General features: G+C 59.9%; 25 protein-coding genes and 2 pseudogenes. 9 read left to right on the top strand and 18 right to left on the bottom strand.

Annotated features, from left to right (window positions below; translation table 11 throughout):
• Positions 1-1,338: 1,338 nt before the first annotated feature.
• The gene (locus tag EOA49_RS07680; protein WP_127239589.1) at positions 1,339-1,719 is read left to right on the top strand and encodes a hypothetical protein; all 381 of its coding nucleotides are present in this window, start codon (positions 1,339-1,341) and stop codon (positions 1,717-1,719) included.
• Positions 1,720-1,761: 42 nt separating this feature from the next.
• Here the strand turns inward: EOA49_RS07680 and EOA49_RS07675 are convergent, their stop codons facing one another.
• The 6 genes and pseudogenes from EOA49_RS07675 to EOA49_RS07655 all read right to left on the bottom strand — a co-directional run bounded on the left by EOA49_RS07675 (position 1,762) and on the right by EOA49_RS07655 (position 5,963).
• Positions 1,762-1,953 carry a hypothetical protein gene (locus EOA49_RS07675; protein WP_127239590.1) on the bottom strand — a complete coding sequence of 64 codons (192 nt, stop codon included), beginning with the start codon at positions 1,951-1,953 and terminating at the stop codon, positions 1,762-1,764.
• Between the two features lie 165 nt (positions 1,954-2,118).
• Positions 2,119-2,292, bottom strand: coding sequence for a hypothetical protein (locus EOA49_RS32555; protein WP_164746643.1), 174 nt, complete (start codon positions 2,290-2,292; stop codon positions 2,119-2,121).
• Positions 2,293-2,625: 333 nt separating this feature from the next.
• On the bottom strand, positions 2,626-2,844 hold the full coding sequence (locus EOA49_RS07670) for a DUF768 domain-containing protein (protein ID WP_127213878.1): 219 nt from the start codon (positions 2,842-2,844) through the stop codon (positions 2,626-2,628).
• A gap of 94 nt (positions 2,845-2,938) precedes the next feature.
• A complete protein-coding gene (locus EOA49_RS07665) occupies positions 2,939-3,448 on the bottom strand; it encodes a DUF892 family protein (protein WP_095802953.1) in 510 nt (169 codons plus the stop codon).
• 771 nt (positions 3,449-4,219) lie between these two features.
• Positions 4,220-4,790, bottom strand: a pseudogene (locus EOA49_RS07660) (SOS response-associated peptidase family protein).
• 921 nt (positions 4,791-5,711) lie between these two features.
• Positions 5,712-5,963, bottom strand: coding sequence for a hypothetical protein (locus EOA49_RS07655; RefSeq protein ID WP_127239591.1), 252 nt, complete (start codon positions 5,961-5,963; stop codon positions 5,712-5,714).
• Between the two features lie 558 nt (positions 5,964-6,521).
• Here EOA49_RS07655 and EOA49_RS07650 point away from each other — a divergent pair.
• Entirely contained in the window at positions 6,522-7,709 is a 1,188-nt protein-coding gene (locus EOA49_RS07650) for an NADH-quinone oxidoreductase subunit D (RefSeq protein WP_095825930.1), read from the top strand.
• Positions 7,710-7,858: 149 nt separating this feature from the next.
• Here the strand turns inward: EOA49_RS07650 and EOA49_RS07645 are convergent, their stop codons facing one another.
• Positions 7,859-8,611 carry a Crp/Fnr family transcriptional regulator gene (locus EOA49_RS07645; protein ID WP_164746644.1) on the bottom strand — a complete coding sequence of 251 codons (753 nt, stop codon included), beginning with the start codon at positions 8,609-8,611 and terminating at the stop codon, positions 7,859-7,861.
• 472 nt (positions 8,612-9,083) lie between these two features.
• On the opposite strand from EOA49_RS07645, the gene EOA49_RS07640 reads away from it, so the two are divergent.
• The gene (locus EOA49_RS07640; RefSeq protein WP_245322467.1) at positions 9,084-9,287 is read left to right on the top strand and encodes a hypothetical protein; all 204 of its coding nucleotides are present in this window, start codon (positions 9,084-9,086) and stop codon (positions 9,285-9,287) included.
• Between the two features lie 146 nt (positions 9,288-9,433).
• On the opposite strand, the pseudogene EOA49_RS07635 reads toward EOA49_RS07640, so the two are convergent.
• The 3 genes and pseudogenes from EOA49_RS07635 to ctaD all read right to left on the bottom strand — a co-directional run.
• A pseudogene (locus tag EOA49_RS07635) lies at positions 9,434-10,066 on the bottom strand (MBL fold metallo-hydrolase); the annotation flags it as partial.
• A gap of 135 nt (positions 10,067-10,201) precedes the next feature.
• Entirely contained in the window at positions 10,202-11,164 is a 963-nt protein-coding gene (locus EOA49_RS07630) for a manganese catalase family protein (protein ID WP_095825929.1), read from the bottom strand.
• A gap of 266 nt (positions 11,165-11,430) precedes the next feature.
• Positions 11,431-13,089: a cytochrome c oxidase subunit I gene (gene ctaD, locus EOA49_RS07625; protein ID WP_127239592.1), complete on the bottom strand. Its 1,659-nt coding sequence runs from the start codon at positions 13,087-13,089 to the stop codon at positions 11,431-11,433.
• A gap of 531 nt (positions 13,090-13,620) precedes the next feature.
• Here ctaD and EOA49_RS07620 point away from each other — a divergent pair.
• Positions 13,621-14,205: a DUF2243 domain-containing protein gene (locus EOA49_RS07620; protein WP_245460575.1), complete on the top strand. Its 585-nt coding sequence runs from the start codon at positions 13,621-13,623 to the stop codon at positions 14,203-14,205.
• Between the two features lie 833 nt (positions 14,206-15,038).
• Here the strand turns inward: EOA49_RS07620 and EOA49_RS07615 are convergent.
• The 5 genes from EOA49_RS07615 to EOA49_RS07595 form a co-directional block, all read right to left on the bottom strand.
• Positions 15,039-16,406 carry a DegQ family serine endoprotease gene (locus tag EOA49_RS07615; protein ID WP_127239601.1) on the bottom strand — a complete coding sequence of 456 codons (1,368 nt, stop codon included), beginning with the start codon at positions 16,404-16,406 and terminating at the stop codon, positions 15,039-15,041.
• 106 nt (positions 16,407-16,512) lie between these two features.
• Entirely contained in the window at positions 16,513-17,253 is a 741-nt protein-coding gene (locus tag EOA49_RS07610; RefSeq protein WP_127213883.1) for an ETC complex I subunit, read from the bottom strand.
• 72 nt (positions 17,254-17,325) lie between these two features.
• The gene (locus EOA49_RS07605; protein ID WP_127213884.1) at positions 17,326-17,832 is read right to left on the bottom strand and encodes an Hsp20/alpha crystallin family protein; all 507 of its coding nucleotides are present in this window, start codon (positions 17,830-17,832) and stop codon (positions 17,326-17,328) included.
• A 91-nt stretch (positions 17,833-17,923) separates the two neighbouring features.
• Positions 17,924-18,403 carry an Hsp20 family protein gene (locus tag EOA49_RS07600; protein WP_127239593.1) on the bottom strand — a complete coding sequence of 160 codons (480 nt, stop codon included), beginning with the start codon at positions 18,401-18,403 and terminating at the stop codon, positions 17,924-17,926.
• 747 nt (positions 18,404-19,150) lie between these two features.
• Positions 19,151-19,372 carry a hypothetical protein gene (locus EOA49_RS07595; RefSeq protein WP_095801819.1) on the bottom strand — a complete coding sequence of 74 codons (222 nt, stop codon included), beginning with the start codon at positions 19,370-19,372 and terminating at the stop codon, positions 19,151-19,153.
• 276 nt (positions 19,373-19,648) lie between these two features.
• Here EOA49_RS07595 and EOA49_RS07590 point away from each other — a divergent pair, with 276 nt between their 5' ends.
• Positions 19,649-19,996 (top strand): hypothetical protein, encoded by a 348-nt coding sequence (locus EOA49_RS07590; RefSeq protein ID WP_095801591.1) that lies wholly within the window; start codon positions 19,649-19,651, stop codon positions 19,994-19,996.
• Between the two features lie 236 nt (positions 19,997-20,232).
• Here the strand turns inward: EOA49_RS07590 and EOA49_RS07585 are convergent, their stop codons facing one another.
• Both EOA49_RS07585 and EOA49_RS07580 read right to left on the bottom strand, forming a co-directional pair.
• The gene (locus EOA49_RS07585) at positions 20,233-20,523 is read right to left on the bottom strand and encodes a hypothetical protein (protein ID WP_127239594.1); all 291 of its coding nucleotides are present in this window, start codon (positions 20,521-20,523) and stop codon (positions 20,233-20,235) included.
• Complete coding sequence (locus EOA49_RS07580) at positions 20,486-21,376, bottom strand: helix-turn-helix domain-containing protein (RefSeq protein WP_127239602.1); 891 nt, start codon at positions 21,374-21,376, stop codon at positions 20,486-20,488. The genes EOA49_RS07585 and EOA49_RS07580 overlap by 38 nt, the downstream gene beginning before the upstream one ends.
• Positions 21,377-21,483: 107 nt before the next feature.
• Between EOA49_RS07580 and EOA49_RS07575 the strand changes: the two genes are divergently transcribed.
• From EOA49_RS07575 to EOA49_RS07565, 3 genes are read left to right on the top strand one after another with little or no spacing between them, the layout of a single operon-like run.
• A complete protein-coding gene (locus EOA49_RS07575) occupies positions 21,484-21,777 on the top strand; it encodes a type II toxin-antitoxin system RelE/ParE family toxin (RefSeq protein ID WP_127239595.1) in 294 nt (97 codons plus the stop codon).
• Between the two features lie 11 nt (positions 21,778-21,788).
• Positions 21,789-22,913 (top strand): HigA family addiction module antitoxin, encoded by a 1,125-nt coding sequence (locus EOA49_RS07570; protein WP_245460574.1) that lies wholly within the window; start codon positions 21,789-21,791, stop codon positions 22,911-22,913.
• 3 nt (positions 22,914-22,916) lie between these two features.
• Entirely contained in the window at positions 22,917-23,378 is a 462-nt protein-coding gene (locus EOA49_RS07565) for a hypothetical protein (protein WP_127239597.1), read from the top strand.
• On the opposite strand, the gene EOA49_RS07560 is transcribed toward EOA49_RS07565, so the two are convergent.
• Positions 23,375-23,614 carry a histone H1 gene (locus EOA49_RS07560; protein ID WP_127239598.1) on the bottom strand — a complete coding sequence of 80 codons (240 nt, stop codon included), beginning with the start codon at positions 23,612-23,614 and terminating at the stop codon, positions 23,375-23,377. The genes EOA49_RS07565 and EOA49_RS07560 overlap by 4 nt on opposite strands.
• Before the next feature lie 1,248 nt (positions 23,615-24,862).
• On the opposite strand from EOA49_RS07560, the gene EOA49_RS07555 reads away from it, so the two are divergent.
• Positions 24,863-25,090 carry a polymerase gene (locus tag EOA49_RS07555; RefSeq protein ID WP_095801592.1) on the top strand — a complete coding sequence of 76 codons (228 nt, stop codon included), beginning with the start codon at positions 24,863-24,865 and terminating at the stop codon, positions 25,088-25,090.
• Positions 25,091-25,155: the final 65 nt, after the last annotated feature.

Here is a 25,155-nt window from a genome sequence, read left to right as displayed (position 1 = left end):
CAGCCCTGGCGATGGGGATCTTCTCGCACCTTTTTCGCGCGAGTGACTGCACTGTCTGAGCGCGGCCCTAAATGCCTCTGCTGCCAGGTCGCATTTGCGCTTGGATGGACCATTGCTCTGAATCACAATTTCGGCCTGCCTGGTTGTCAAACCGTGCTTTGCCGCAAACTCGTTCAGGTCGTAGGTTTCCGTCCAGCGCGACCGCTTCAAACCTTGCATTTTACCTCCGGGGGTAACGAAATCGTGAGAAGCAACGCGGGACTGCTGAGAAGGTTTCCGATCAGAGGAGCTTAAAAGAAGCGCTTGCTGCTGTCCAAACGCGGCACCTTTGACGTCAGTTTCTGGAGCCGCTTCGCTATGCCATGACTCTGGCGCGGGCTCCCAGTTTACATTTGCTATTTTCATCCGGGCCGAATCAACGACATAGTGAGCCAGGGCCTATCGCAACGCAGTTTGCTGAACATACGACCCCTTGTCCTCCGACGTCGACACCACCCAGGTCCCCCGCCCCGCTCGGGCGGTCGTCTTCTTGTTTCCAGAGCAATGCCACGAATGTGAGCGACGACGCACCAGCGCTGCTCATGGCCGGAACCTTTCCGTGTGCCAGACGATCTTGCCGTCGACCTTCATGGGCTTGTGGATCAAAAGATGCTCGGGGTGAACCTCGAGCTTGATCTCCGGATTGCACCGGCTGCAGTCGAACCTTAGGCGGAAGCGATTGGCGCCCCCCGCCGTAAACCATCATGAGGTCACCCGATCGGCGGTAGCGCACGTTTCGGCAGGCGCATTCCACCTTAAAAAGCATGTTGTGCCGAGTCGATTTGGCCAGCGTCGATCCTCTTCAGCTCCAAAAACCGGCCGGGGCATCTGAGCCACCTTGTCTGGTCCGAATCTGGTCCGAATGGTTTGTACAGCCAAGAGAGCGCTTTCCGGTGAGCTGTCCGACTATGCCGTCGCGATCTCCTAGGCCACTCTCGCCACCGCTACAGCAAGCGCGATCGGGTCGGGATGGCGGCAGCCTGATAATTGCCGGCTCGGTGTTGTATGCGCCGCTGCGGTGACGTGACAAGAGCTCCCTAGATTGCTCGGCCAGTCTGGCGCTCTCGGCAATTGTAGCGCGCGTCTGGTCGATCAGATCTCGGTTCCGCATGTCCTGCTGGCGGAGTTCGCTCAGTAAGCGATGGGTATTTCCCGTCTCCATTGCCTCCATCCGACGGGCACCAACAAGATGAACAGCTACGGCCCGGGCTGGATGTAAGCGGGCAACAGCGTTGCCTCCATTAACCCTTTGTGACTTGCGCCTCAAAACCGCAACGGAACGACCTGGGAGATTTCGCGTTGTGGGCGATGCTTATCCACGACCACATCAGCATGGCGCGACGCCACGTCCGACAGGGCGAGCGGCATATCGCGCTTCAGCACGAGCGGATTGCCTGCCTAAGGACCAGCAGGCTGCCGACGGAGGATGCATTGAGGTTCCTAAGCCTGTTGGAAGAGGTTCACGCATTGCAGAGGGAGCACCTGTCGCGACTGCTATCGAAATCGGCCCCTTCGAAAGCAGTCTCGGAGCTTTCGCCGAAGACGCAGCTGGTGGCGGGCCGGAACGACGTGATTGCGATTCCTGAGCCCATTGTCTGGCTCGGGCTGGACCTGGAGCAAGCGCTTAAAGAAATCTTGAGCGAGTCGGCCGCCAAACCTTCCAAGGTCAAACTTCACTAGCCGCTGGCTCTCTCCTCGGCGTTGCAGAAAGCGGTGCTCGCTTCAGCCTGCCTTCTCAAGTTCTTCCAAAAGCTGGTGAGGGTCAGTTACACCACGTCGGAAAATACCTATGACGTTGAGCGCGACCCTATGCCGTTCAGCCTCGCGTTCGATCTTGTGAATTGAGCAGTGATCGCTCACTGCCTTTGCTAGAATGTTGATTTCGTCAGGCTCAATTATGCCGTACGCCAGCATGCCCACGTTCCTGAGCGGGACAGCACTATGAAGGCTCTCACACATTCGTTCACCCTCTACCCCGAGACGCCACACCCGCAAGACAATACACCCCGAAAAAGTCGGGCACGAGTCGATTAGATTGGATTGACCGCTGCGAAACGTCACTTGCTGCTCTGAGAGACATCAGTGCGACTGCGACAGCGTCAGAGTTGCGGAATAGACACTCAAGCCAGCTTCGTCCTGTACCGACACGACTAGCCTGCGGTCCTGCTCGGCGACCACCGTTTCCTCGCCCGCAATGTCGTGTAGCGCCCTTAGCGCTTCCTTCCGCGCATCGCTGATGGTGGCCAGGTCCACCCAGGCGTCTCCAAGGCTCTCCCCATTCCAAACGACTTCGAACCGATAATGCGGCATACCCTATCGTGATCTGCGCCAGACCAGCCCGCATTCAAATTTGAGGGTCAGGAGAAGTCCGGCGGTTCCATTTTTGGTGGCCGGCTACGTCCTTTGCGGGGAGGGTCTTTCGGGCTGGTGTCGGGCGAATAGGTCAGCGTGATCGGCTTGCCGCCGCACATCGTGCGTTTCATCTTCAGCTGCAGATCCTACTCCGTGCGGGAGCGTCAGGGCCGAACCGATCGGAGCGCCGGCAGATCTCTGATGCCGATCGCAGTTCTCGGGCACCTCTTGGTCTCAGTCGGCCAAACCGCCCCTCCGGTGTTGCATGGCTGTAAGGATCACCCTCAACAGGCTACCGACATCCTCAATCTCCTCGGGCGAGATGCCTTCGCGCCCTGCAGCTTCCATGGCCGCGTCGGACAGATAGATGATTGCGAGCGGATCGTCGGTCGTCGCATTTGGCACATGCTCCGCCATCCATTTATCGAGGAAATTTTTCCCACGCGTGCTCATAGCAGCTTAGGTTCCTTCTCGAGCTCCCGGTCGGATGCCGATTGTGCTCGATGCTGGCGGTCGAACAGCTTTCGCGTCCCTGACCGCCGTCCACTCAGCGTTTCGCACTGTCGCGATCGGCTTCTGCCCGCGTTAGGAATTTTTCCGTAACTTGTGACAGGTTGCTCTTCAACCACTCAGCCATCGCTTCCTCTTCCCGCAGATTCTGCTCACAGACGCGGGCGATCTCGGCTTCGCCCTCTGCATTCGCGGCGGCGATGAGGATGGTGTAAGATGCGATTTCCATGTGCTCGAAGGTGTAGCTGGCCAGGGACCCCTTCATGACCTCGTCGCCAGCAAATACGCCGCTGAGCGACTGCGCCGTCGCGGTCAGCTTGCCGCCTGCGTCCTTCAGCATGGAAGAGCCCTCGTCAAGGCCGTCCAGGCAGGTCTTCAACCGCTTGGCCTGTTCCCTTGTCTCTTCCAGGTGGATGCGGATTCTATCGCTGAGTTCGGGGTAGCTCTCGATCCGGTTCAATTGGCCGGATAGCATCGTTTCGGCTTGTTCTTCCATGGCGTGGGCATCCCTCAGCCATTGGATCAGCCATTCGCGCGACTCAGACATTGCTCTTCTCCGTAGTTGGTCGAGCCGAACCTCTGCTGATGCGATTTGTTCCTCGAAAGACGTTAGGTGCCTAATTGAGCTAGAACCCGTTTTGCCCCTTCGTCCTGCACCTCCCCGAAGTGAGATCTGAGATCATCGCCGGCACCAGCATAACGCCCTGAGGGCTTTGCCAACCGGTAGTCACTGGCGGCGAGCCTCAGTACAATCACGATCCGGGCACCCACGTGCCGTATCGAGAGTGACGGTTCACTGTAGGACGGGGAGCGTAATTGAGGCACTCCCCCCGTAACCTATGGACGCAGGCACATGACGCGGGCCCGCCAAAAATGATGGCGGCCGAAGTTTTCAAGTTCCGCGACAGTATGCATCGGCCGCCGGATTCCGCCAGTTCGGAAGAAGGCCGGCCGCGCCAAGTTGGAAAGTCCTGTTGGAGCGAGTGCTGCATGCAGAGCTACATGGTTGAAGTAATGTCCGGTCACGTGGTCACATCCCACTAAGTTGCGGTTGCAGAAACACCGTCGAAAGCAGCTATTGCGGTCACGGGTCGGGCGGTTCATGATTGGCGCCAGGAATGTGCTGTGGATCCGCGTGACAACCAAGCCGACTGGACAGTCTACAAATTCGCTCAAGTGAGCCCGAGCTGGGAAGGACCAGCTCGCAACCTCGACGTTGTCGGATTGATGACACTGGCCGACGATGCCGCATGCTGGAAATGTTCGTGCTTGGGGGAGTCATGCCATGATGCATGACCAGCCGGGCTGTTCAGCCTCTTCACTCTCGAACCGTCTCAACTGACAAAGACCCGGCTGGAAGCGGTCGCAACAGATCGCCCTCCGATTCCGTCAGGTTGAGCCAGGCGGACCAGTTCTCCGGCTCAAGGACCACGACCTGACGGGCGCAATGTCGGGACTGGGATCCGTCGTCAGCATGGTGAAGGTGGGCGGCTTGTTGCCGGCCGCTTCGCGCCAGAGCCCCGCGATCGCCATGAACGGGGCGCCGTCGACGTGAACCGGTGCTTCGCCTTCGGGTACTTCGTTCCGGTGAACTCGAAGAAGGCCGATACCGGCACAAGACAGCGCCTGCTGTTTGCGAACTGTCGCCCCTCCGACCGAAAATTGAACACCGGCCCGCCATTTGGACCGGAGGGCGGGAAGCCGAATGTCATCGAGGCTAGCTCGATTGCATCGCCGGCAGCGCGCATTACCGGAGCCGGGTCGTTGATGCGGATGTCAGCTTGCGGCAGGTCAAGTTCACTCTGATGGCTGGAGATCTGCAAGGCGAGCGACTCCATGATGCGGCAGTATTCGGCCCAAGCGATATGCTGCTCGTAGTCGTTGCACATGGGTTTGAGCCTTAGCGTTGTCGCGCGTCTATCTTTCTCGCCAGAAGACGCGCCTCTCGAAGTCGAGAGTTCGCGTCGTTGCCGATCAGGTCGATGAGCTCGCGCGCCTGGGCCTCGGTGATACCGGTTTCGCGCATGAGAAACCGCACTCGAAAATCCCTTCACCGCCTGAATGCGTTCGTCGCGCTCTTTCTTGCTCTCGGCCATGGAGGGTCCCTCTGGCCGTGAATCCGGATCCGGGCGAAAGGTTCCATACGGCGGCTAGCTATCGCGGAGACGCCTCAGGTGTTCGGTGTGTTGGCGTTGGGCCGCCTCAAACTCCCGCAACAGGTGTTCGGCTTCACCTATGGGTTGGCCACGCACTTCCATTCTGGCGATCAACGCCCGCTGGCGCGCTACGCGTTCCGTGCGCTACCGAACGTGGCGCTGCGCCATTTCCAACGGGGTTTCGCGGCGGGATTGCAGGCGGATCATAGCAGGATTCAGCCGTCCCGTTTGCTGGTTCTCCTTGCCAACCCCGGACGGCAAGAGCCCGCTCGCCTGGGAGGCCGAACGGGCTCCGGGGAATGCAGCACAGATCCCCAAACGGCGCCTCGCCTGGCAACGCGCGCCGCGAGACCGAACCCGCTATCCTAGAGAAGGCTTGAGAACCTATTCGCCGCGTCTAAGTTGCGGGCGTATCGCGATCGGCTTGAGCTAGGCGAAGCAAACACGCTGTACGCGGTGCCGCTGGTTCGCTTGCAGTCCCTGGCAATGGCACAAACCGACGTACAAGGGCTCGCCGGTGACAACGTCACTCACGGCACCGCAAAGGCATCCGCCGCTTCGCGCTACCAAGTCTGCGTTATCAGTCATGGCCGTCGTCCGTTTTTATTCGGCCGGCAAAGGCAAAGCCGGACAAGTCCGTTCAGAGGCCTAATTCTATCGGGCGATGTCCGCAACAAGACCCAACTCCAACGCTCTTTCGGCCATCAGGTAGCAGTTGTTTAAGGCGTGATCACGAAGCTGCTCCAGAGATATCTTCGAACCCTCCACAAGATCCTCAAAGCCTTCGTTTTCGAGCCGCTCAGCAGTCTGCAGCAAGGCAAGTTGTTCCCGGACGATCTGGAGGCAACTGCGGATTGGCCCATTCAGGACCAGTTCCTTTTCGAGCCGACGTTCGTGGACCAGCAAGACTGCCCGCGGACATAAAAACCGGGAACTCTTCGGGAAAGCTGCGAGGACGGTGATCCCGGCAGAATAGACCGTGTTCTTGCCAAGGACGAAGCCGTTGCGGCCAGAGTGTTTCAGGAACAGCTTGATCTCTAGGGCAATTCGTCGGGCGCCATCTGCGTCGCCGTCAGGCGTATCAATTTCAACGTACAGATCATTCCCGCCGTCACGAACCGCTTTCAGGCATTCGAAACGACGGTCTGGTCTATCAGGCCATGGACTCGTAGGTTTGGTTCGAACAGCAGCCGACTAAGGTCGGGAGCGGCACGCGACGTGCCGGCTTCTTCGCTGATGTGGGACGCTCTGTCCATGGGCAGTCCTTGTTTGCGTGCAGCCGGAACCAAGTGACAGCCTATTTGTTCCCGCTCGCCCCCGCGTCTATAGCCGGCACACAACCAATTGCAGGAGGAACGCGTGCACAATGCAATGCAGTCGGAATTTGCTTCGTGACGCAATGCGTGGGTGGAACATCCGGTTCGCCTCCCAGTTGGGTGCGTTCCCGCGCTGAGGAACGGCCGCTTGGCAGAGAATTCCGTCCGAAGCTTCAATATCAATTTCGGCCCTCAGCACCCGGCCGCTCACGGTGTGCTGCGGCTAGTGCTGGAGCTCGACGGCGAAGTAGTCGACCGGGTTGATCCGCATATCGGACTGCTTCATCGTGGCACCGAAAAGCTGATTGAGACGAAGACCTACCTGCAGGCCCTGCCGTATTTCGACCGGCTCGACTACGTGGCGCCGATGAACCAGGAACATGCCTGGTGTCTGGCGATCGAGAAGCTCACGGGTTTGACGGTGCCGAGGCGTGGGCAACTGATCCGGGTCCTGTATAGCGAAATTTCGCGCATCCTTTCGCATCTGCTCAACGTCACCACCCAAGCCATGGATGTCGGGGCGCTTACGCCGCCGCTCTGGGGCTTCATCGAGCGCGAGAAGCTGATGGTCTTCTATGAGCGCGCAAGCGGCTCACGGATGCATGCAGCTTTTTTCCGACCAGGCGGCGTACACCAGGATCTGCCCGACGAGCTTATCTCGGATATCGGCAAGTGGATCGATCCGTTTCTGAAATCAGTGGATGACCTAGACAGGCTGCTGACGGACAATCGGATCTTCAAGCTCCGCAACGTGGATATCGGGCAGATTTCGGAATCGGATGCTTGGGGTTGGGGGTTCTCCGGGGTAATGGTGCGTGGCTCCGGTGCTGCTTGGGACCTGCGCAAGGCCCAGCCCTACGAGTGCTATTCCGAAATGGATTTCGATATTCCGATTGGTAAGAACGGCGACTGCTACGATCGATACCTCGTGCGCATGGAGGAGATGCGTCAGTCAGCGAGGATAATGCGCCAGTGCGTGGATCTGCTGGCTAAAGAAGGGCCGGGTCCGGTTTCCAACGCGGACGGTAAGATCGTGCCGCCGAAACGTGCGGCCATGAAGCGGTCGATGGAGGCGCTGATACACCATTTCAAGCTCTACACCGAGGGATTTCGGGTCCCGACCGGAGAAGTGTATGCTGCTGTGGAAGCTCCGAAAGGAGAGTTCGGCGTCTACCTGGTATCTGACGGGACTAACAAACCTTACCGGTGCAAGCTGAGAGCCCCGAGCTTCGCGCATCTTCAGGCTATGGATCTGCTTTGCCGCGGCCATATGCTGGCTGACGTTACCGCCATCCTGGGCTCTCTGGACATAGTACTGGGGGACGTAGATCGTTAGCCCCCAAGGTCGGCCGGTCAAGTTGCCCGCGCTTTCACGGGAAACCAGGTAGACTACCGAATCCATAAGCCCCTCGAGGCAGCTCTCCGTCGCAAAGATCACCATGCTCTCGAGATGCTTAGCACCTCGGTCAATCCCCTCGCGGGGACTCATAGCGGCGTCACGTTCTTTTCGTGCAGGTAGGTGGTGTAAAAGTCCCCTGCACGCACGAGTTCATTCCAGTCGACAACTTTGAGCCTTGAGCCCGAGGTGGATATCAGGCCATCGCGGCGAAGTTCCTGAAGCACTCGGTTGACGTGAACGGTGGACAGACCCAGTGCGTCGCCAAGCACGGCCTGGCTGACCGGAAATTCCGCCACGTGGTCCTGAATTTGGCCGACTGCATGGAGACGGACGATGAGCTCACACAGGAGGTGAGCCATGCGAACATAGGCCTCCCGCCTTCCGACATTGGTGACCCACTCTCTATAAATCGCTGCATCGATCAGCGTTGAGCGCCAGAACACGTTGGCGATGGACGGGTGTTTGGTGCAGATGGCACGCAGCGCATCGTGGCGCATGAACCCCACTCGGGCCGGCGTTAGTGGCGCGAAGGTGCAATCCATAACCGAAAGATGAATTCCGTGGAGATCCGGGAGGTCTCCCGGAACAAAGATCGATGTGATCTGCCGCTTCCCCTCGCCGGTGAACTTCGCAGATGACACCAGGCCGTCCAGAACAGCGAAGGAATGAGAGGGTCGGTCGCCCTCGCGCACGATATCGTCTCCTGCCCGGTAGTCGCGCTCCTGAACCGCGATATCTCTCAAAGTAGCAATATCGGCTGAGGCAAGATCAGAGATGATCTGGAGCTTGCGAATAATCAGGTCAGAGCAAGAAGCTGGCAACACTGAGCTGATCGACATAAGCCCCAACCTCTATCGGGCCCCAATGTTCCCGTGCGTGAGCATGGCTCTTTGTTCCCCAAGTTTATTGCGCCTCAAGACCCTGGGCCGCCGATGGAGTCTGGTCCGTTGACGCCTTTGTGTCGGCTTCCCAGCCCGAAAAGACGACCGCCCAACGGGCCGGGGGTGTGGGTCGATGGTCGTCGGATCGCGAGGGACGATAGAGTCAGCAAACTGCGTTGCGATAGGCCCTTACACATGTGTCAATGGTTCGGGCTCCGAAGAAAATAGTGCATGTTCTGTGGCCCCCAACGTGGCCCAACGCCATGGCCGAGTCCGACCTCTTGGAATGATTTTTGCTGATAACGAAGGAACAGCTTTTAGGATCGCAGGTTCGGAGCCCGGCGGCCCCTCTGCTTCCAAGGTGCCGTCGTGTCGAAGGCACCGCCTGCCCGGCGTGGTCGGGCGGCCCGCTTGGGAGGAGGAGAAGGCCATGGCTTCAGCAAGACTGGCGAAAGGCGCGTTCACACCTGTCGATGTTGAATTTCTTTGCCAGATTCTCGAGCGCGGTTCGGTGGCAAAGGAAACTGCCGCGGAGCGAGAGCGCCGCGCTTTGCGGATAATTGCCAGCTACATGGCCGGCGTCACCGATGAGCGGCAGTTGATTGAGCTGTCTCACAAGCCGTTAGGACGGTAGCGCGAGCACCACCTGGCGACGCATCCTTTCAGCCGACAGCGCGAATACTCGAAGGACAGTGCTGTACAACAATTGTTGCCCGCTCCGACGGACAGGTTTTCTATCGCTCGCGATAAACCCTACCATTTTTCGCGGTTGCGGGCTCGCTGCTGCGTCGCTACCTCATAGGCGGACTCCTGCCCGGTTGTGATGAACGCATCACCTACGATCAGTGAGCGGTCCGTCTTGCGCCAAAGGGAAATATGTCCCGGCGCGTGCCCTGGAGTGTGGAGCCACTGCCAATCTGGCATTCCCGGAACCGAGCCATCGTCAGGGAGCGCGTTCAAACGGTCCCCGAGATCGACCGGCCCGCATGGGAAAAGCGGTGAGAGCAACGCCATCAGACCTCCGCCCGCCCGCGGGTCAGGCGGGGGTAGGACGCTGTTCCGTTCAGATAGGGATGTTCGAGCGTGTGCGCATAGACCGGAGCCCCCCACATCCGCGACAGTTCAACGACCGTTCCCACGTGTCGAAGTGACCCTGCGTCAGGAGGATTGCCGCCGGTCAGGCGTTTTTGCCGAAACGCGCCTCCGCGACCGCGACAATGGCGCCTCGAGAGGTTGGCAGACCGGTATCAATCAGCACCCAACTGGAGTCGCGGGGCCGGGCATACCAAAGAACACCGCATTCACGATCGAAAGGCGAAGGTAGGCAAGATCGGGCGCGATACTCCAGGCCCCATCGCCGCGGTCCTCACGTCCGGCGCGATCGATCTTGGAGAGGGGTATTTGAATTGTCATTAGGCCGCGTTGCCTTGTCACTTTGTCTCAGAGTCGTCGCCCCGACGGCGCAGGGAACCGCCGTGTTCGGTCGCGACAGGTAGTTTCGCTTTGCGCACGCGAATACTGTCTTGAGGGCGCCCAAACCTGCAGAGACTACCTGGTTTTGCGAGTAGCGGCCGCTGCCTGCGCCGGCGCCTCCTGGATGTTGGCGGCGCCGCCCATGTCACCGTTCTTGGTGCGGCCCGCCCCCGGTCCTGCTCCAAGATCGGCGCCGGTCATCGGATCGGAAGCCGGGTCCGAGAGCGTCCGCTCCGCCAGATTGGCCGCGACCTTCTTGTCCTTGGCATTTAGCTTGACAGTCGCCATCCCGTCGCCCCCGTCGGCGGGCATCACCTCTTCGAGATTATCGATGCGGTCCCATTCGCCTCCCGAGTTCCAGGGTCCCGTGGCGTCTCCTTCGCCCTGCGAGGTGTTGACGTACATGCTGGCATATTTCTCGATGCCCGGGAGTTTGCCCGTCGGGAAGTTGTTCTCTATCGCGTACAGCGCTTTCTCGAAGGACTTCTGGTGGGCGACTTCGCGCGTCATCAGAAAACCGAGGGCATCCTTGACGCCGGGATCATCGGTGATGTTGATCAGTCGCTCGTACACGATCTTGGCACGAGCTTCGGCCGCGATGTTGGAGCGCAGGTCCACCGTTGGTTCGCCGCGAGAATCGATATAGGCGGCGGTCCAAGGCACTCCGGCCGAGTCGCACAATGCGGGTCCGCCGCCAAACAGGATTGACTCCTTGGCCGTTGTGCCGCTGGCGCCAACCATCAAATACAGCTCAGCTTCCTTCATCTGTCCCTCGGCAAGGTGTGCCTTGAGTCCCTTGTTCAGCATTGTGACAATTGACCCGACCACCTCGAGGTGGCTTAGTTCTTCGGTTGCGATGTCGAGCAACATGTCTTTTCGACCGACATCATCCTCGCCCAGCCCTTGGACGAAATAGCGCATAGCGGCGGCCAACTCGCCATCGGCTCCGCCGAACTGCTCCATTATCATGCATGCCAGTTTCGGATTCGGCTCCGACACACGGACGGTGTATTGCAGTCGCTTATTGTGCATGAACATGAGGTTTCTCCAGGGTTGGGGTTCCCCGAACATCCTTGGATCAGAAATGTTCCTTGGCGCTGGTCGTTCTGTTTGGCTATCAAGTTCGTGCATGGCGATGAATTATCCGCGAGCCCGACCGGGGATCAGGAACGGCTCGCTAGGGGCCCGGTACTCTCCCGGGCCAACACCAACCCCGTCGTGTTGGATGCTGATTGAGGGCCACGAGAGCCAGGGCATTGGCTGCAGGGACCGTCACGCATGGGCGCCGAAATCGCCGACCCGGGCTATTTAATGATCGGGAGCCTGTCCCATTGATGGAACGGCGGTGGCGAAGGCAACATCCACTCCAGGGACGTGGCTCCCGGACCCCAAGGATTATCGCCGGCCTCCCTTCGTCTGTAGAAGGCGTCGACCACTCCGGCCAGGAAGAACAGTACGCTCGCGGCAGATATGTAGGCCCCATAGGAAGAGACCATATTCCAGCCTGCAAATGCATCGGGATAGTCTATGTAGCGGCGCGGCATGCCCGCCAAACCTAGAAAGTGATGCGGGAAGAAGACCAGATTGACGCCGACAAAAGTCGTCCAGAAATGCACTCCCGCCAGTAGAGTGTTATACATATACCCGGTCATCTTCGGGAACCAGTAATACCAGCCCGCGAAGATCCCAAAGAGAGCTCCCAGTGAGAGTATGTAGTGGAAATGCGCGACGACGAAGTAAGTGTCGTGCAATTCACGGTCGAGCGCAGCATTGGCCAGCTGAACGCCTGTTACCCCACCGATTGTGAACAGAAAAATGAATCCCAACGCCCAGAGCATGGGCGTTTGCAGGCGAATCGATCCGCCCCACATCGTGGCGATCCAGGAGAAGACCTTAATACCTGTCGGCACCGCAATCACCATTGTCGCGAAGGTAAAATAGCGCTGCGTGTCCAGGCCAATGCCGCTGGTGTACATGTGGTGCGCCCAGACGACAAACCCTATCGCGCCGATCGCCACGATCGCATAGACCATGCCGAGATAGCCGAAGATCGGTTTGCGCGAAAAGGTGGATATTACCTGGCTCACAATGCCGAATGCCGGGAGGATCATGATGTAGACTTCCGGATGACCGAAGAACCAGAAAAGATGCTGGTAGAGGAGCAAATCGCCGCCCTGGTCCGGGAGGAAGAAGGCAGTGCCGAAGTTCCGGTCAGTCAGCAACATCGTGATCGCGCCTGCCAGAACGGGGAGCGCGAGGAGAAGAAGGAATGCTGTAATCAGAACCGACCACGCGAAGAGAGGCATCTTGTGGAGCGTCATGCCGGGCGCACGCATGTTGAAGATCGTGGTGATGAAATTGATCGCCCCGAGGATGGATGAGGCCCCGGCAATGTGCAGCGACAGAATGACCAGGTCAACGGCAGGCCCAGGATGGCCCGACGTCGACAGCGTTGGGTAGAGGAACCATCCCGTTCCTGCACCATAGCCTCCTGGTACGCTGGGCATGAACAGCGACATCAAGAGCAAAATGAAGGCAGGCGGCAGCAGCCAGAAAGAAATGTTGTTCATCCGCGGGAAAGCCATATCAGGAGCCCCGATCATGAGCGGTATCATCCAGTTGGCAAAGCCGCCGATCAGACCGGGCATCACCGCGAAGAAGATCATGATAAGGGCGTGTGCTGTCGTGAATACGTTGTAGAGCTGCTTGCCTGCATCAATGGCCGTGGCACCCTCGAGGCCGTATACAAACGAGGCCAAGCCAGGAAAGATCTGTATACCCGGTTCCTGAAGTTCGATGCGCATAGCGACTGACAGGAGCATGCCAATGATGCCCGCAAGGATCGCGAAAATCAGATAAAGTGTCCCGATGTCCTTGTGATTAGTTGAGAACACCCATCGGGTGACTCCTGCCGGCTTGTGCGCCGGAGCCGGAGTATCGGCTTTCGCCGATGAGGCTGGCATAGTGATCTCCTTTGAGCAGGCAAGCGCGTCCCAACCTCGCATTGACGGTATTGTTCCTGATGATCAGCCGTAATCTCCAAGCCAAGGGAACAACTCCAACCCCGGGATGTTCGGGCAAACGGGCTGAACAGGGAGCGACGTCTGATGCTCGAAACTATTGCGGCAGTGCTAGTACTCCTGGCTGTGGTCGGAGGCCTAATCTGTGCGTTCTGGATTGAGGCGAGCTATGGCGTCCACGGGCTCACCGAAGACATTCCGGCTGCGCCAGTCGACGACCTCAGACCGAGGTTGCCGGTCACCCCTCGTCCGGCCACTTTGAGGTAGGGCGCCAGTCATGCGCTTGAACTGGCCAGCAATCAATCGGAAGGCCGTTGTCGGGTGGCTGCTCGTTGGCTTTGCGCTGGCCGGCTTTTTCGACGGCATCGTTCTGCATCAGATCCTGCAGTGGCACCACCTCCTGTCCGGCCTTCGCGAACCGGCAGGATCAGACTTGCGCTTCCAAATTCTGGCGACGGCCTCTTTCACCTGCTCATGTATCTGTTGTGCATTTTGGGCACGGTGTTGCTCGTGGCGGCTCGTGCATCTGGCGCGCGCCCCGGCACGACGAGCGAAATTCTACGGCTCGCCTTGGCCGGGTTCGGCATCTGGCACATCGTTGACGCGGTCATCATTCATTGGCTGCTCGGCCTTCACCGGATCAGGATGGCGAGCGAAGTGCCCCTGGCATGGGACATCGGATGGCTGGTTATTTTTGGCATCTTGCCTTTGGTGCTCGTTCTCCTGATGCCCAATCGGGGAGGACCAGCACGGGGCGCGGCGGCTGCTTTGATGAGCGTTGCCATGCTAGCTGGGCTGACTGCGGGCGCAGGCCAGCGCTTCGAGGGTGCAACCCACACGATCGTCGTCTTCCGGGAAGGTCTAAGCCCGGCCCAAATGATGCGAGCCGTACTCGAGGCGCGGACGAACCTAAAATCGACAGATAAAGGTGGGACAATCTGGGTGGTCGACGAGGTCTCTTGGGCCGGCCTCATAACGCTTCACGCGGAAGGAGCCGTTCTCGTCAGCACAACGCCGGTCGCCGCGGGCTGCCTGGCCTGGTCTGCCGTCAAGGTCTGATGCGGGGCGCAGCTCGGCGAGTAGAAAAGGATGAGGCGCCAATCATTTCGTGGCGGTCGAGAAAGAGGCGGTAAGCATGCGCCCGCCCCCGTAAAAAACAAGGATTCCATCGCATACTCGAACTAAGGCGCCATTCGCAATCGCGTGACGAAGAAGCTATTTGCCGCCGCCGCTGCCTAGACTACATGCTGGGAATGCGACTCGAACCGCTGGGCGTCAAGCGAGAGCCCGGGAAGCCCGGTGCAGCAATCATGGCGCGGATAGCCGGCACGACGTTCCCAACGCTGCCCGGCGGCCTGTGCCGAGCGTCTTCGCGATGATGTGTGCTGCCTGAGACATGACCGGCCAGGTGAAGTTGGCGAGCACACGCTACGCCATGCGACCTCAAACGGGGGCGGTCCTGCCCGAGAAACCGGATCACAAAGAAAATGTTCCGACGCCGAGGAACACCTCGCATTCGGGTAAGTTTGGGGCCCGGCGGCGCTATGCCCTCCGCTGTTTGCCGTGCGCTGCCGCGCGGAGCCCCTATCCTCCGCAGGCCCGCTCCTGCATGGCATCAGGGGTGGGCCGTTCTTTTGGTTGCCTTCGACATGATCGCTGCGCTCGATCAGGGGAATCGAGCAGGAGAACGGCGTCAAGCGTTCCGTTAGCGGGGGATCGCTGATGGCGAACGCCTACTTGCCGGTTCCCAACGCGCTTGATGGCGAGAGCGTTGGTCGAAGGGACTCGCCGTCCGTCATCACCCCATGCTCGGTGATGTAGGCAGCGAACATCCCGACGGCCAGAAATTGGAAGAGCCCGCTCTCGAGGGAAGGTCGAGCGGGCTCCGGAGTTTATCGCACAACCAGCAGAAGACGCCCCCCGTCACGGACCAGCTCCAAGGCCAGTATTGCGCGCTGGCCAGCGATCGCACTGCGCAAATCGGACACGGAAGAGACCGGCTTGCGGTTGACCGCCACGATCATGTCGCCGGTCCGCAACCCCGCTCTCGCCGCCGGGCTAGCGGGTTCGATGCTCTCGATGACGACCCCGTCCGCGCCTGCCCGCTGGGCTTCCTCGGCCGAAGCGTCACTCATCTTGGCGCCCTGCAGGAGGGTGCCTGCCAGCGTCTCCGACGCGCTTTCCTGTGCAGCGATCGTCACGTCGATCGTGACTTCGCCATTAGCGCGTTTGACGGCAAATTTGACAGTGCTTCCGGCAGGGGTGAGGCCGATCCGGTTTCTGAGGTCGGTCGTGCCTTGCACGGGATGTCCGTCGATCGCGGTGACGACATCGCCGACCTGCAATCCAGCCTTCTCTGCCGACGAGCCGGGTTCGACATTGGCGATCACCGCGCCGCGGAGGTCTCCGAGTTGCAGCGCCTTTGCGAGGTCCGGCGTCAAATCCTGGATGCCGATCCCCACCTTTCCGCGCCGCACCTCGCCGTGGGCGATCAACTGCTTCATCACGGAAACAACCATGTTACTCGGCACGGCGAAGCCGATGCCGACATTGCCGCCGGCTGGACTGAGGATAGCCGTGTTGATGCCGATCAGCTTGCCGTCCAGAGTAACCAGGGCGCCGCCGGAATTGCCCGGATTGATCGAGGCGTCGGTCTGGATGAAATCCTCGTAACCCTCGATGTTGAGTCCACTGCGGCCAAGCGCGCTGACGATGCCGGAGGTCACGGTCTGGCCGAGACCGAAGGGATTGCCAATTGCCACGACATAGTCGCCGACCTTCAGGGCGTCTGAATCGCCTGTCTGTATCGCCGTGAGGTTTTTAGCGTCAATCTGAAGCAGCGCGATATCGGTGTCCTTGTCGCTGCCGATCAGCTTCGCCGGGAATTGCCGGCCGTCCTTGAGGGTGACCGAGATTTCGCTGCCGTCCCCAGCGACGTGATTGTTGGTCAGGACATAGCCCTTCGCCGGATCGACGATCACGCCAGAGCCGGCGCTCATCCTGGCCTGCGGCAGCTGCTCCGGCCCGAAGAAGCGCCGGTAATTAGGGTCGCTGTAAAGCGGATTGTCTTCCTTGGGGGCTTTGGAAACGACCGCGATATTGACGACGGCCGGTGTGACGCGCTCCAGCATGGGCGCAAGCGTCGGCAGGCTGGATGCTTCAGCCGGTGCCGCCGTTTGCGCAGCAACGGGAGCGAGGCTGAAGAAAATGGCCCCCATCGCAACGGCGACGACGCGGAGGTTCGATGTGAGAGCGAGCATTGTTTGCCTCCCTGACCTGGTGTTGTCACTCCTGTCTGCGGGGCTACGCCCGCGGAGTTGAAAAAGCGGGCCCGGAACTTGCTCCAGACCCGCTCGTAGGCACACCTCATGCCGCCTTGCGCATGCCTGAATTGGCTTGGTCAGCCGCAACCTCCCGTTCGAGCGCGAGCAGCGCCTGCTGGACCTCGTCGAGGCGCGAGGGGCGGTCGTTTTCAGGCATGCCCTCATTGGTCGCCAGATCGATCAGATACTCCGTCCAAGCCCAGTTCATCAGGATCGAGCGCTTGGCCTCCAGCGTCAGCTTCGGATCGCGGGCCACGCCCATCGGCGACGTCCAGCTTTCCGGACCGGATGGATCGTTGCGGTTTGCAGCGCCGTCGAGGGCGCACCCGTAGCTCTCCTGAAGCGCGCCAAGTCCGAGCCGGTCGAGTGTCATGTTGGAAAAGCCGTAGGTCGACCTTCCGGGCTTGGCAGGCCTGGTCGCCCCATCATCAGCCTGCTCCGTCGCATTCTGAACGACATAGGACAACCCCTGTCGCTCGGCGTAGCGAACGGCCGACTCCAGCGTCGGGAAGTTCAACTCGACCTGGGTCAGCGTATCGCGGCTCCCGGTGTAGCCCATTAGCGGCTCGACAAAGGGCGCGGTGCGCCGCTCGAAAACGAGACGCCAGCCGCGCGTGCGGGCCGTGCCGGAAGTCGTCGCCGCGCGGGACGGCTTGTAGATCCGTGCGACGGCGTCGCCCGGGAAGGTCGAGCGTCCCATCGAAAGGGGCTTCTGCCGGTTGTCGTTCGACGACCACCCCCGCGGGATTGGTGCTCTGGTGGATCTGTCAACCTGTCTCTCCATCGTTCATCCTCCCTGTCTGGCATGGATGCTGCCGGCGGGGCCCTACAGCCGGCCGCCGGCGCCTGCCACGCGTCAGCTCTTGATGGCGATGCGCTTTCCCTGCGACTGCGCCTTCTCGCTCTTGGGCAAGGTCACGGTCAGCACACCATTGCTGAAGCGGGCATCGACCTTGTCTTTCTTGACCTCGTAGCCGAGCGGGAGACGGCGCTCGAAGCGGCCATAGAAGCGCTCGGAGAACTGCCTGTCCCTGTCCTCCGTTTCGGAACGCTTCTCGCCCTTCAGCGTGAGTACGCCGTCGTCGAGCAGGACTTCGATGTCCTTCTCCTCAAGACCGGGCACCTCGGCCGTCACCTTGACCTCCGTCTCGCCGTCGGAAATCTCGACGCTTGGCCAACCGCCGCCGAAGGCGGAAGCGCCACTGAAGGCAGGTAGGGTCGAACCGAAGCCGCGGAAGACATCATCGAACAGCCGGTTCACCTCACGATGCAGCGCCAGCAACGGATCACGGTCGCCAGCGCGGAATAAGGTCGCCTGATTGCCGTTGTCGCGGCCCCAAGGGATCAGATCTCGAACGCTCATTTTTCTTCTCCTTTCGTTCGTTGTGACAATGCACCATTCGGCGCCGGGCTCATGACCCGGCGCCCGCGCGCGAGTGCGCTCGCGGAATGCCTTAGGCGGCCGGCTTCTCAGCCTCGATCTGCTTCGGCGAGGAGTTCGGCGTCGCCTTGCCGCTCGTCGCGATTTCGATCTGGCGCGGCTTCATCTCTTCAGGAACTTCGCGCTTGAGATCGATCGTCAGCAGACCGTTGACCAGGCTGGCGTCCACCACCTTCACGTGGTCGGCCAGCTCGAAACGGCGCTGGAACGCGCGACTGGCAATGCCTCGATGAAGATACTGGCCATTCTCCTCGCCCGCCTTGTGACCGGACGCCATGAGCGTGTTCTGCTCCTGGGTTAGGGTCAGATCGTCCTGGCTGAAGCCAGCTACCGCCATGGTGATGCGGTAATCGTCCTCGCCGAGCTTGGCGATGTCATATGGAGGCCAGCTGTCGATGGTTTCGCCGCGGCTCGCGGCCTCAAGCGCGTTCAGCATTCGGTCGAAGCCGATGCCCGACCGGAAAAGTGGGGTGAAATCGAGAGTGGTTCTCATAGCCACATCCTCCTCTGAGCAACATGGGTACAAGACTGACGTCGGCGGATGCTGTTGCATCCGCCCGACACGCCGGCCCCCAAGATGGGCCTCCGGCGGAGTACGATTTAGTTCGGCGGTGTCCGTGTTCAAGAGGCCTGGCAGAAGGTGCCAATCCGGAGGGGTGCCGACATCAATAGGAGACGCGCCTTTCCGGTTTGGCTTTCCGCGTATGGTGAGTTCGTAGCCTGCGCGGCTCGGTCGCTTTGGGGCCACCGTTTGCTCCCATCCAGGGAGCCGAATAGCCTTTTGCCCGCTTCCTATGAAACCAGCGCACAAGCTTGAGCTCTGCGAGAATCAGGCTGCAAGCAGGCCGCCGATAGCGCTGCAACGCGGCGCTGCTTTTCTCCTCGATCATGCTGTTGGCCAGTTGTCGCGGCGGCAACGGCCTCGGGGCGAGCCGCGGGCGGCGCGCAACCGGTCGGCGCTGACACTTCGGTCCGGCTCAGGCTCGCCGGCGGAAGCGCCTTGTGGGCTTTGACCAACGCCTCCAGGCGGCAACGGCAAGCGGCACCGGGGCGCGACCGTTGAGCCAGTGCGCCACATCGGCCGGGGCAAGACTGAGTTCCTCAGCCAGGTCGGCTGCATCCCACCACCTTCATGCATTCTCGCAATCGCCCCGCAATCACACGACCCTCATCTGCATCGGCGGCTCGTCGATGCAGCGCGGGATCTGAAATGATTTCGCCTGCTTGGCGAGCTTTCGGTTCAGCCCTTGGCCGGCGTAGCCGCTGCCGATACCTGCTGCGCCGCCAGGAACATCAGTGTCGAGGCGGCGGTGCGGCGTCTCCAGCCGGCGGTTTCGGCCGCGTCGAGCAGTCCAGCAAGCAGCGGCTGCAGCGCTTCTCGGCACTCCGCCTCATATGCGAGGAACTCGCTCGGCACATGTGTCGGCGTCGGGACTGGACCGGTGCCGCTCATCACATCCATGATGGCCTCCCAATCTTTCCTGAGACCCACTCCCGGAGCGGGGCTCGCGATCTTGCGCATCTCGAGCTAATTTTGCCTTCTTCCAATTTCAAGAGGGTGCCGCAAATTTTGGCGCTCTCGATCGTAGAGTGCTAGTGCGCTGAAAACATGCGGTAATTCGATCGCGAGGGCCTTGAATTCGCGATTGAGCTTAACAAAATTAACGGCTGTCGGCGCCGCCGGGACAGTTGAGAAATTGGCACCCGAAACAAGGAGTTTTTGATACGGAGGACAGAAATGGACCGACAGACACTTTCGCCGATCATTCCTTCCCTTGCTCCCGAAATATCAGACCTTTCGCTCGACCGGTTGCTGTCGCCGGCCAGGCATTTTCAGCACCCGCAGGATGTGCTGGAGGACGGCTCACTAGATATATGGGAAAAGCGGGCGATCCTGTCGTCGTGGGCATCCGACGCTTGCGCCGTGGAATCCATGCCGGCGCTGCGCCAGCCGCCGGGCACCGAGCGGCCGGTCTCCTTCGACGACATCATGGATGCGCTGCGCCGGCTCGACGCGGCTGCCCCGCTGCCTGACGGCTCCGGCGATGAGGACCACCGGCAGCTGGTCGACCGGCTGAGCGCGTGAGGCGATCGCGTGCTGCCGTCAGCGGGAACCCGCTATAGGCAAGAAGGGCTCCGAGTCGGGCGACCGCACCGTATCCGGCTCGGACTGCCCCGCTCGCGTTCGTCCTCATCTTTAAGAGCATTGCAACAATTGTGAGCGACGAGGGCATGGGAGCGGATATAAGGCTTCTGTTGTCGCCCGCAGTATCGACCGGACACGGGCGCTGAAGTCAATTCAACTCCACAGGGGGTAGTGGGTCAGTTTGAAATTTGACCCGCCTGAACGTGGCTTAACAGTGAGACGACATATCGTTCCATCTCAATCCTGCGAGCGGTGCTGAGAACGCTTGCCCAGGTGTCATGCGGATCAGCGCCACGAGCAATCATAGCTGGCGCGTTGTGAAATGAGTCGGCGAGCATCCGCGCTTTGGCCAGATCATCGCTCGCGCGAATTTCGACAAGGGCGATGCCGAGCGCCATCAGAATGTTTTCGTTCGTGACAGGTTTTGGATCAATCAATTGAAACGCCTTTCTTTCGATACGGGCCACGAATAGCCGGCTTCTCTGCTTCTTTGGCTTCGATCAATGCGACGATGTCCGCGATTTCCCAAAGCTTGTCGGTGACGCCAGCGGCCATAGCCGGCGTAACCCGCAGCGTCTTATGGATGCGCACGAAGTTGTAATACATGAAATGCAGAGCGACCGCGTTGGCGTGGGCTTCCACCTTCTTTGAGAAGCCATTGGTCAGGCGGGTGAAGCGGCGCATATGCATCCGCATGGTAAGGTTCTGGCGCTCCGCAAATGACGTGCTGACGTGCTTCGGATCGGGATTGCCTTCGATGGTCTCTTTGCGTGCGCCAGTGCATTCGGCCGGGCTATAGCGGCCCTTGGCGCTGTCTGGCGACGTGCCATAAATCTTGACGAGCATGGCGTAATCAACGTCGCCACCGAAAGCGCCCTCCACCGCCTCGAGATAGGCCCTGTGGCCGTCGCTGGTCAGTTGGACGCGGTTGGCGAGACGGCGGGAAAGATCGTCAATGAAGGCCATCGCGTATTCGCTATCGCGACCGCCGACGAGCCACGACATGACAAGCTTGGTGTCGGCATCAATGGCCGTCCAAGTCCAGGTATCCCCAGCCCATTCCGGTGCTGCTTTGGCGGCCCGGACGTTCTTTTCCTTGGCGTAGGTGAAGCTCCAGATTTCATCGACCTGAATGCGCTTGCTGGTCAGGTTGCGAAGGGCTTCGCCCTGATATTGTGCGCAAATCTCGCCAGCATCCGAAAGAAGCTTGGCGACGGTATTTTTGCTGATACCCATGACGCGGGTGATCGCGCGGATCGACTGGCCTTCGCAGAGCATGTGAAGGATTTGAGACCGGGCTTGGGCGTCCAACTTATTCATACTGACCATTATGCATAAGCGCTCTTGCTTTGCAACTATTATTACGCTATCCGGGATAGAGGGTATTGAGAATTTTTCTCCGGCGCTATATAAAAGGGACGTGAGGCATGGAGATCGAGTTTGCCGACGATGACCTCGACAAATTGGAGGTGGACCCGCGTTTCAACGCCGGCTTCGGGCCAGAGGTTGTTCGCGGGTTTCGCAAGGCTTTGTGGGCCTTGCGCGCGGCTGTTGACCAGCGAGACCTCTATCGGGGCGGGCTTAGATTCGAAAAGCTTCAGGGGAGAAGGGGCCACCAACATTCGGTGCGGCTGACCAAGCAGTGGCGGCTTATTGTTGAGATCGTCACCGACAACGAAGGCACCCGACTGCGGGTAATTGAGATAGCGGATTATCACTGATGCCAAGGACAATGACCGATAGAATACCAGCCGAAGCTTTCCCGCCGGGCGAGTTCCTCAAGGACGCGCTGGACGATTTGGGCTGGTCGCAGACAGAGTTTGCAGAGATCATCGGCCGCAAGGCTAACGTGGTGAATGAGATCATCGCGGGGAAGCGTTCTATTACCCCGGACACGGCTCGGGAGATCGCTGCGGCGCTTGATACGACTCCGCAGTATTGGCTTAATTTGGAATCTGCTTATCAGTTGTCGAGAACATCGCCGGCTGACGAACGCATTGCGCGCGAAGCAGAGATGCGGAAGCGCTTCCCGGTGCGAGACTTGGCTAAGCGCGGCTGGCTTCCGCAGCGGCCGGGCGAGAGCGTGGAAGCATCGGTTTGCCGATTCTTCGGGATCGCCTCGATTAGTGATCCGATTTCCGGTTCATTCGCCGCATGGAGGAAGAGGAATAACGAAGAGGTTTCCACCATCCAATTGGCTTGGCTCATTCGGGTAAAGCGCCTTGCGGAAGCGATGGTCGTGCCGAAGTTTTCGGAAACGCTACTGCGCGATGCGCTTGTCCAGCTTGAGGCCTTGATGGTTGACCCGGAAGAGGTTCGCCATGTGCCACGTATCTTGCATGAGTGCGGGGTGCGGTTCTTGATCGTCGAACCGCTTCCCGGTTCGCGCATTGATGGGGTGTGTTTCTGGCTGGACAAAAACAGGTCTCCAGTCATTGCCCTGTCCCTTAAGGGTGGCGATCAGATCGACCGCTTTTGGTTCAATCTGCGGCACGAGATCGAACACATTTTGCGGCTTGAAGGCCGCGATAATCCGGTCATCGACAACTTCGAAGATGATGACCGGCTAACTGATGAATCTGAACGTGCAGCCGATGCGGCGGCGGCGGATTTCTGTGTGCCGAAACTGAAGATGGAAAGCTTCATTCGTCGGCACGATCCGATTTATTCAAAACCAGGGTTGATCGGATTTTCGAAATTAGTGAAGCGCCATCCCGGCATCGTGGCCGGGCAAATACAAAAGCACCTCAACAGATGGGACCTATTCAAGCAGTACCAAGCCAAGGTGCGGCATGTCCTCATACGTACGGCTATGACCGATGGGTATGGGGTGACACCGCATCTGAAGGAGATTTGAAGCATGACTTACAGTAAGCAGATGCAGAAAATCGTTGCAGAGTACCGCATGTCCGGCGAGCCGTGGCCGGCAGGCACCAGAACAATGGCCGCTTGGGCTATCCGAACCGGACGATGGGAACTGCCGGAGTCGGCGGCCATCTCTAAATGCGCTGAAGATCTACAGTCGGCCATGCGCGAAGAGTACATCACCGATAAGCGCGGAAGGAAGGTTCGGAAGCTGCATCCCGCCACGATCAAATCTGGCGGCCAGCAGATGGTCTTGTGGGACGACATTCGAACCGCCCCACGGCATCACATGCAGATGTCATTCCAGCAGCGCCGTCGCGGAATCGTCGGTGACGTTCGGCAGCTAAAGGTTGATGTCGATAGCTACAATGATGCGAGGTCGGACGAAGAGCCTATCCAGATGGATTTCGACTTCACGATGGACTTGGCGGAAATCGAGGCAGCAGAAGCCGCCTAATCGCCGCGCTTTCTCCAGCGGGCCGATGCAGCTAACCGCGCTGCGTCGGCCCGTTCTTCTGCGGACATACGGTCGGCTCTAACGCGCCCGCCGATCTTGCCGCCACGCCGGCCAAGCTCTACAGCCGCCTTGTTCTTGCTGTCCTCTTCGGCAGGCGCGTCGCCTGTTGCCAGATCGACAATCGACTTCGCCAACTGGTTAGGGTCGCGCGGGCGCTTTGGGTGCTTTTCTGTCATGTCTTGAAGATGGCATGCGCTTCCGCCTATTTCCAGACAGAGCGTAGGCGAAAGCGCCTATTGTGATCGAGACGGAATTTCAAACTGACCCACTACCCCACAGGGAGAGAGCCGTGACCAGGCGCTCTGCTAATTTCATTTCCGCTTTTGAATTTGAGATCATCCGAGAAGTCTTCCGGCGTTCGGTCGTAGAGGATTGTCTTCCGAGACAAGACTGGGAAAGCCGTGCAAATGGGCTTGTTCGCAGCTTCATAGGCGTTCAACCTCCGGCCGAGGTCATCGCCGCATTGCTCAATTCCATGGGTCGACAAGATGCCCGCCGACCGGAGCCGGCGGGCTACTCAAGCTGGCTCAATTCCCCGCAGCCCTGAGCTACAAACTGCCCAGCTCCGTCTCGTTGCCCGCTCGTCAGCCGACCTGCCCTCGCCGACGGCGTAGGCGTCTGAGGTCATTTGTTGAGGTTTTTTCGGGCTGGGGCCGGGCGAATAGGTCAGCGTGATCCGCTTGCCGCCGCAGACCGCGCATTTCATTTTCGGCCTCAAGTCCCACGTCATTGCGGGAGCGTCAGGGCCGAAGCGGTCGCGCAGCGCCGGCGGATCGAGCCTCTGATGGCGATGGCAATCGAGGCAGCCACCGGTAACAGCCATGCCCACGTCGATGCGTCCTTGCAGCGTCCGGCCGTCATGTTGGTGGTTCAAGGTAGGTTCGACCTTTCGGCTGAATTTCCATGTATTAGCAGATGCGCATATATTCGCGCGCCGGCCATCTATGTCTCCTGCCGGCCAAGGCCCGGTGGCCGCACCCAAACGCCGCACCCAAAGGCTACCGGGCCGCAACTCGTCTGATCGACGTTGGAAGGTTCCAGCCTTGCACGGCACAGCTACGGCGGCGGAGCCCACGGCGGTTCGAGGGCTGGTGATCCTAAATAGTGCTGGCGAGGAACAACCTGTCTTCTTTCGCCGTGGCGATAGCTCTGGCGATAGCGCGATGCGCCTACGCGCTCACTTGGTCTCCAGGCGCCAATGAGTTGCTGGTGCGCGCCCCGTGGGGCTTAGAGGTTTAGCTCCGCCGTGTAAGACCAACGTCCAACCTTCCAACTCAAAGGTCGCATCGACGAAACATATTGCCAGCTATGCCATTGGAGTCGGGACTGGCGAGTAACATGTCCCTTCATCGTCAGTCAGTTGTTGTGATCAACCACCCGCCGCGACCTGCGAAGCGGCGGGTGTTTCATTGGGAGAAACCGCTGTGCAACTGGGCGAGATGATTGCCAACCTCTGCGCCGCCATCCTCCTGATGTGCCTTGTCGCCACTGTGTTCCTGCTGGCAGGCAAGCCTCTCTGGCCTGATGAAGGGGCGAAGATGGTGATCCTCCTGCCGCCGGACGCCATGACGACCGCGTCAGTCGCGAGGCCAACGCACGCGCGTCTACCTGATCACGTCGATGCCGGTCTGGTAGAGCCAAGGCCCGATTAGCGCCCCTGGGCGAGCGCAGTCTCGGGAGAAGCCCGCGCCGCCGCGCCCGCTTGCCGCGACCCGGA

Source organism: Mesorhizobium sp. M1A.F.Ca.IN.020.04.1.1 (genome assembly GCF_003997315.1).
Lineage (GTDB): Bacteria > Pseudomonadota > Alphaproteobacteria > Rhizobiales > Rhizobiaceae > Mesorhizobium.
The sequence above is the reverse complement of the archived record's forward strand: the minus strand, read 5'-3'. Positions and strand labels throughout refer to the sequence as shown.

Excerpts from the sequence above, each read along its gene's own strand:
- EOA49_RS07575 (WP_127239595.1), top strand. The coding sequence starts at position 21,484 with ATGGAGATCGAGTTTGCCGACGATGACCTCGACAAATTGGAGGTGGAC.
- EOA49_RS07590 (WP_095801591.1), top strand. The coding sequence starts at position 19,649 with ATGGACCGACAGACACTTTCGCCGATCATTCCTTCCCTTGCTCCCGAA.
- EOA49_RS07565 (WP_127239597.1), top strand. The coding sequence starts at position 22,917 with ATGACTTACAGTAAGCAGATGCAGAAAATCGTTGCAGAGTACCGCATG.
- EOA49_RS07600 (WP_127239593.1), bottom strand. The coding sequence starts at position 18,403 with ATGAGAACCACTCTCGATTTCACCCCACTTTTCCGGTCGGGCATCGGC.
- EOA49_RS07675 (WP_127239590.1), bottom strand. The coding sequence starts at position 1,953 with ATGCTGGCGTACGGCATAATTGAGCCTGACGAAATCAACATTCTAGCA.
- EOA49_RS07610 (WP_127213883.1), bottom strand. The coding sequence starts at position 17,253 with ATGGAGAGACAGGTTGACAGATCCACCAGAGCACCAATCCCGCGGGGG.
- ctaD (WP_127239592.1), bottom strand. The coding sequence starts at position 13,089 with ATGCCAGCCTCATCGGCGAAAGCCGATACTCCGGCTCCGGCGCACAAG.
- EOA49_RS07595 (WP_095801819.1), bottom strand. The coding sequence starts at position 19,372 with ATGGATGTGATGAGCGGCACCGGTCCAGTCCCGACGCCGACACATGTG.
- EOA49_RS07630 (WP_095825929.1), bottom strand. The coding sequence starts at position 11,164 with ATGTTCATGCACAATAAGCGACTGCAATACACCGTCCGTGTGTCGGAG.
- EOA49_RS07645 (WP_164746644.1), bottom strand. The coding sequence starts at position 8,611 with ATGTCGATCAGCTCAGTGTTGCCAGCTTCTTGCTCTGACCTGATTATT.
- EOA49_RS07640 (WP_245322467.1), top strand. The coding sequence starts at position 9,084 with ATGGCTTCAGCAAGACTGGCGAAAGGCGCGTTCACACCTGTCGATGTT.
- EOA49_RS07570 (WP_245460574.1), top strand. The coding sequence starts at position 21,789 with ATGACCGATAGAATACCAGCCGAAGCTTTCCCGCCGGGCGAGTTCCTC.
- EOA49_RS07580 (WP_127239602.1), bottom strand. The coding sequence starts at position 21,376 with ATGAATAAGTTGGACGCCCAAGCCCGGTCTCAAATCCTTCACATGCTC.
- EOA49_RS07620 (WP_245460575.1), top strand. The coding sequence starts at position 13,621 with ATGTATCTGTTGTGCATTTTGGGCACGGTGTTGCTCGTGGCGGCTCGT.
- EOA49_RS07605 (WP_127213884.1), bottom strand. The coding sequence starts at position 17,832 with ATGAGCGTTCGAGATCTGATCCCTTGGGGCCGCGACAACGGCAATCAG.
- EOA49_RS07615 (WP_127239601.1), bottom strand. The coding sequence starts at position 16,406 with ATGCTCGCTCTCACATCGAACCTCCGCGTCGTCGCCGTTGCGATGGGG.
- EOA49_RS07560 (WP_127239598.1), bottom strand. The coding sequence starts at position 23,614 with ATGACAGAAAAGCACCCAAAGCGCCCGCGCGACCCTAACCAGTTGGCG.
- EOA49_RS07665 (WP_095802953.1), bottom strand. The coding sequence starts at position 3,448 with ATGTCTGAGTCGCGCGAATGGCTGATCCAATGGCTGAGGGATGCCCAC.
- EOA49_RS07670 (WP_127213878.1), bottom strand. The coding sequence starts at position 2,844 with ATGAGCACGCGTGGGAAAAATTTCCTCGATAAATGGATGGCGGAGCAT.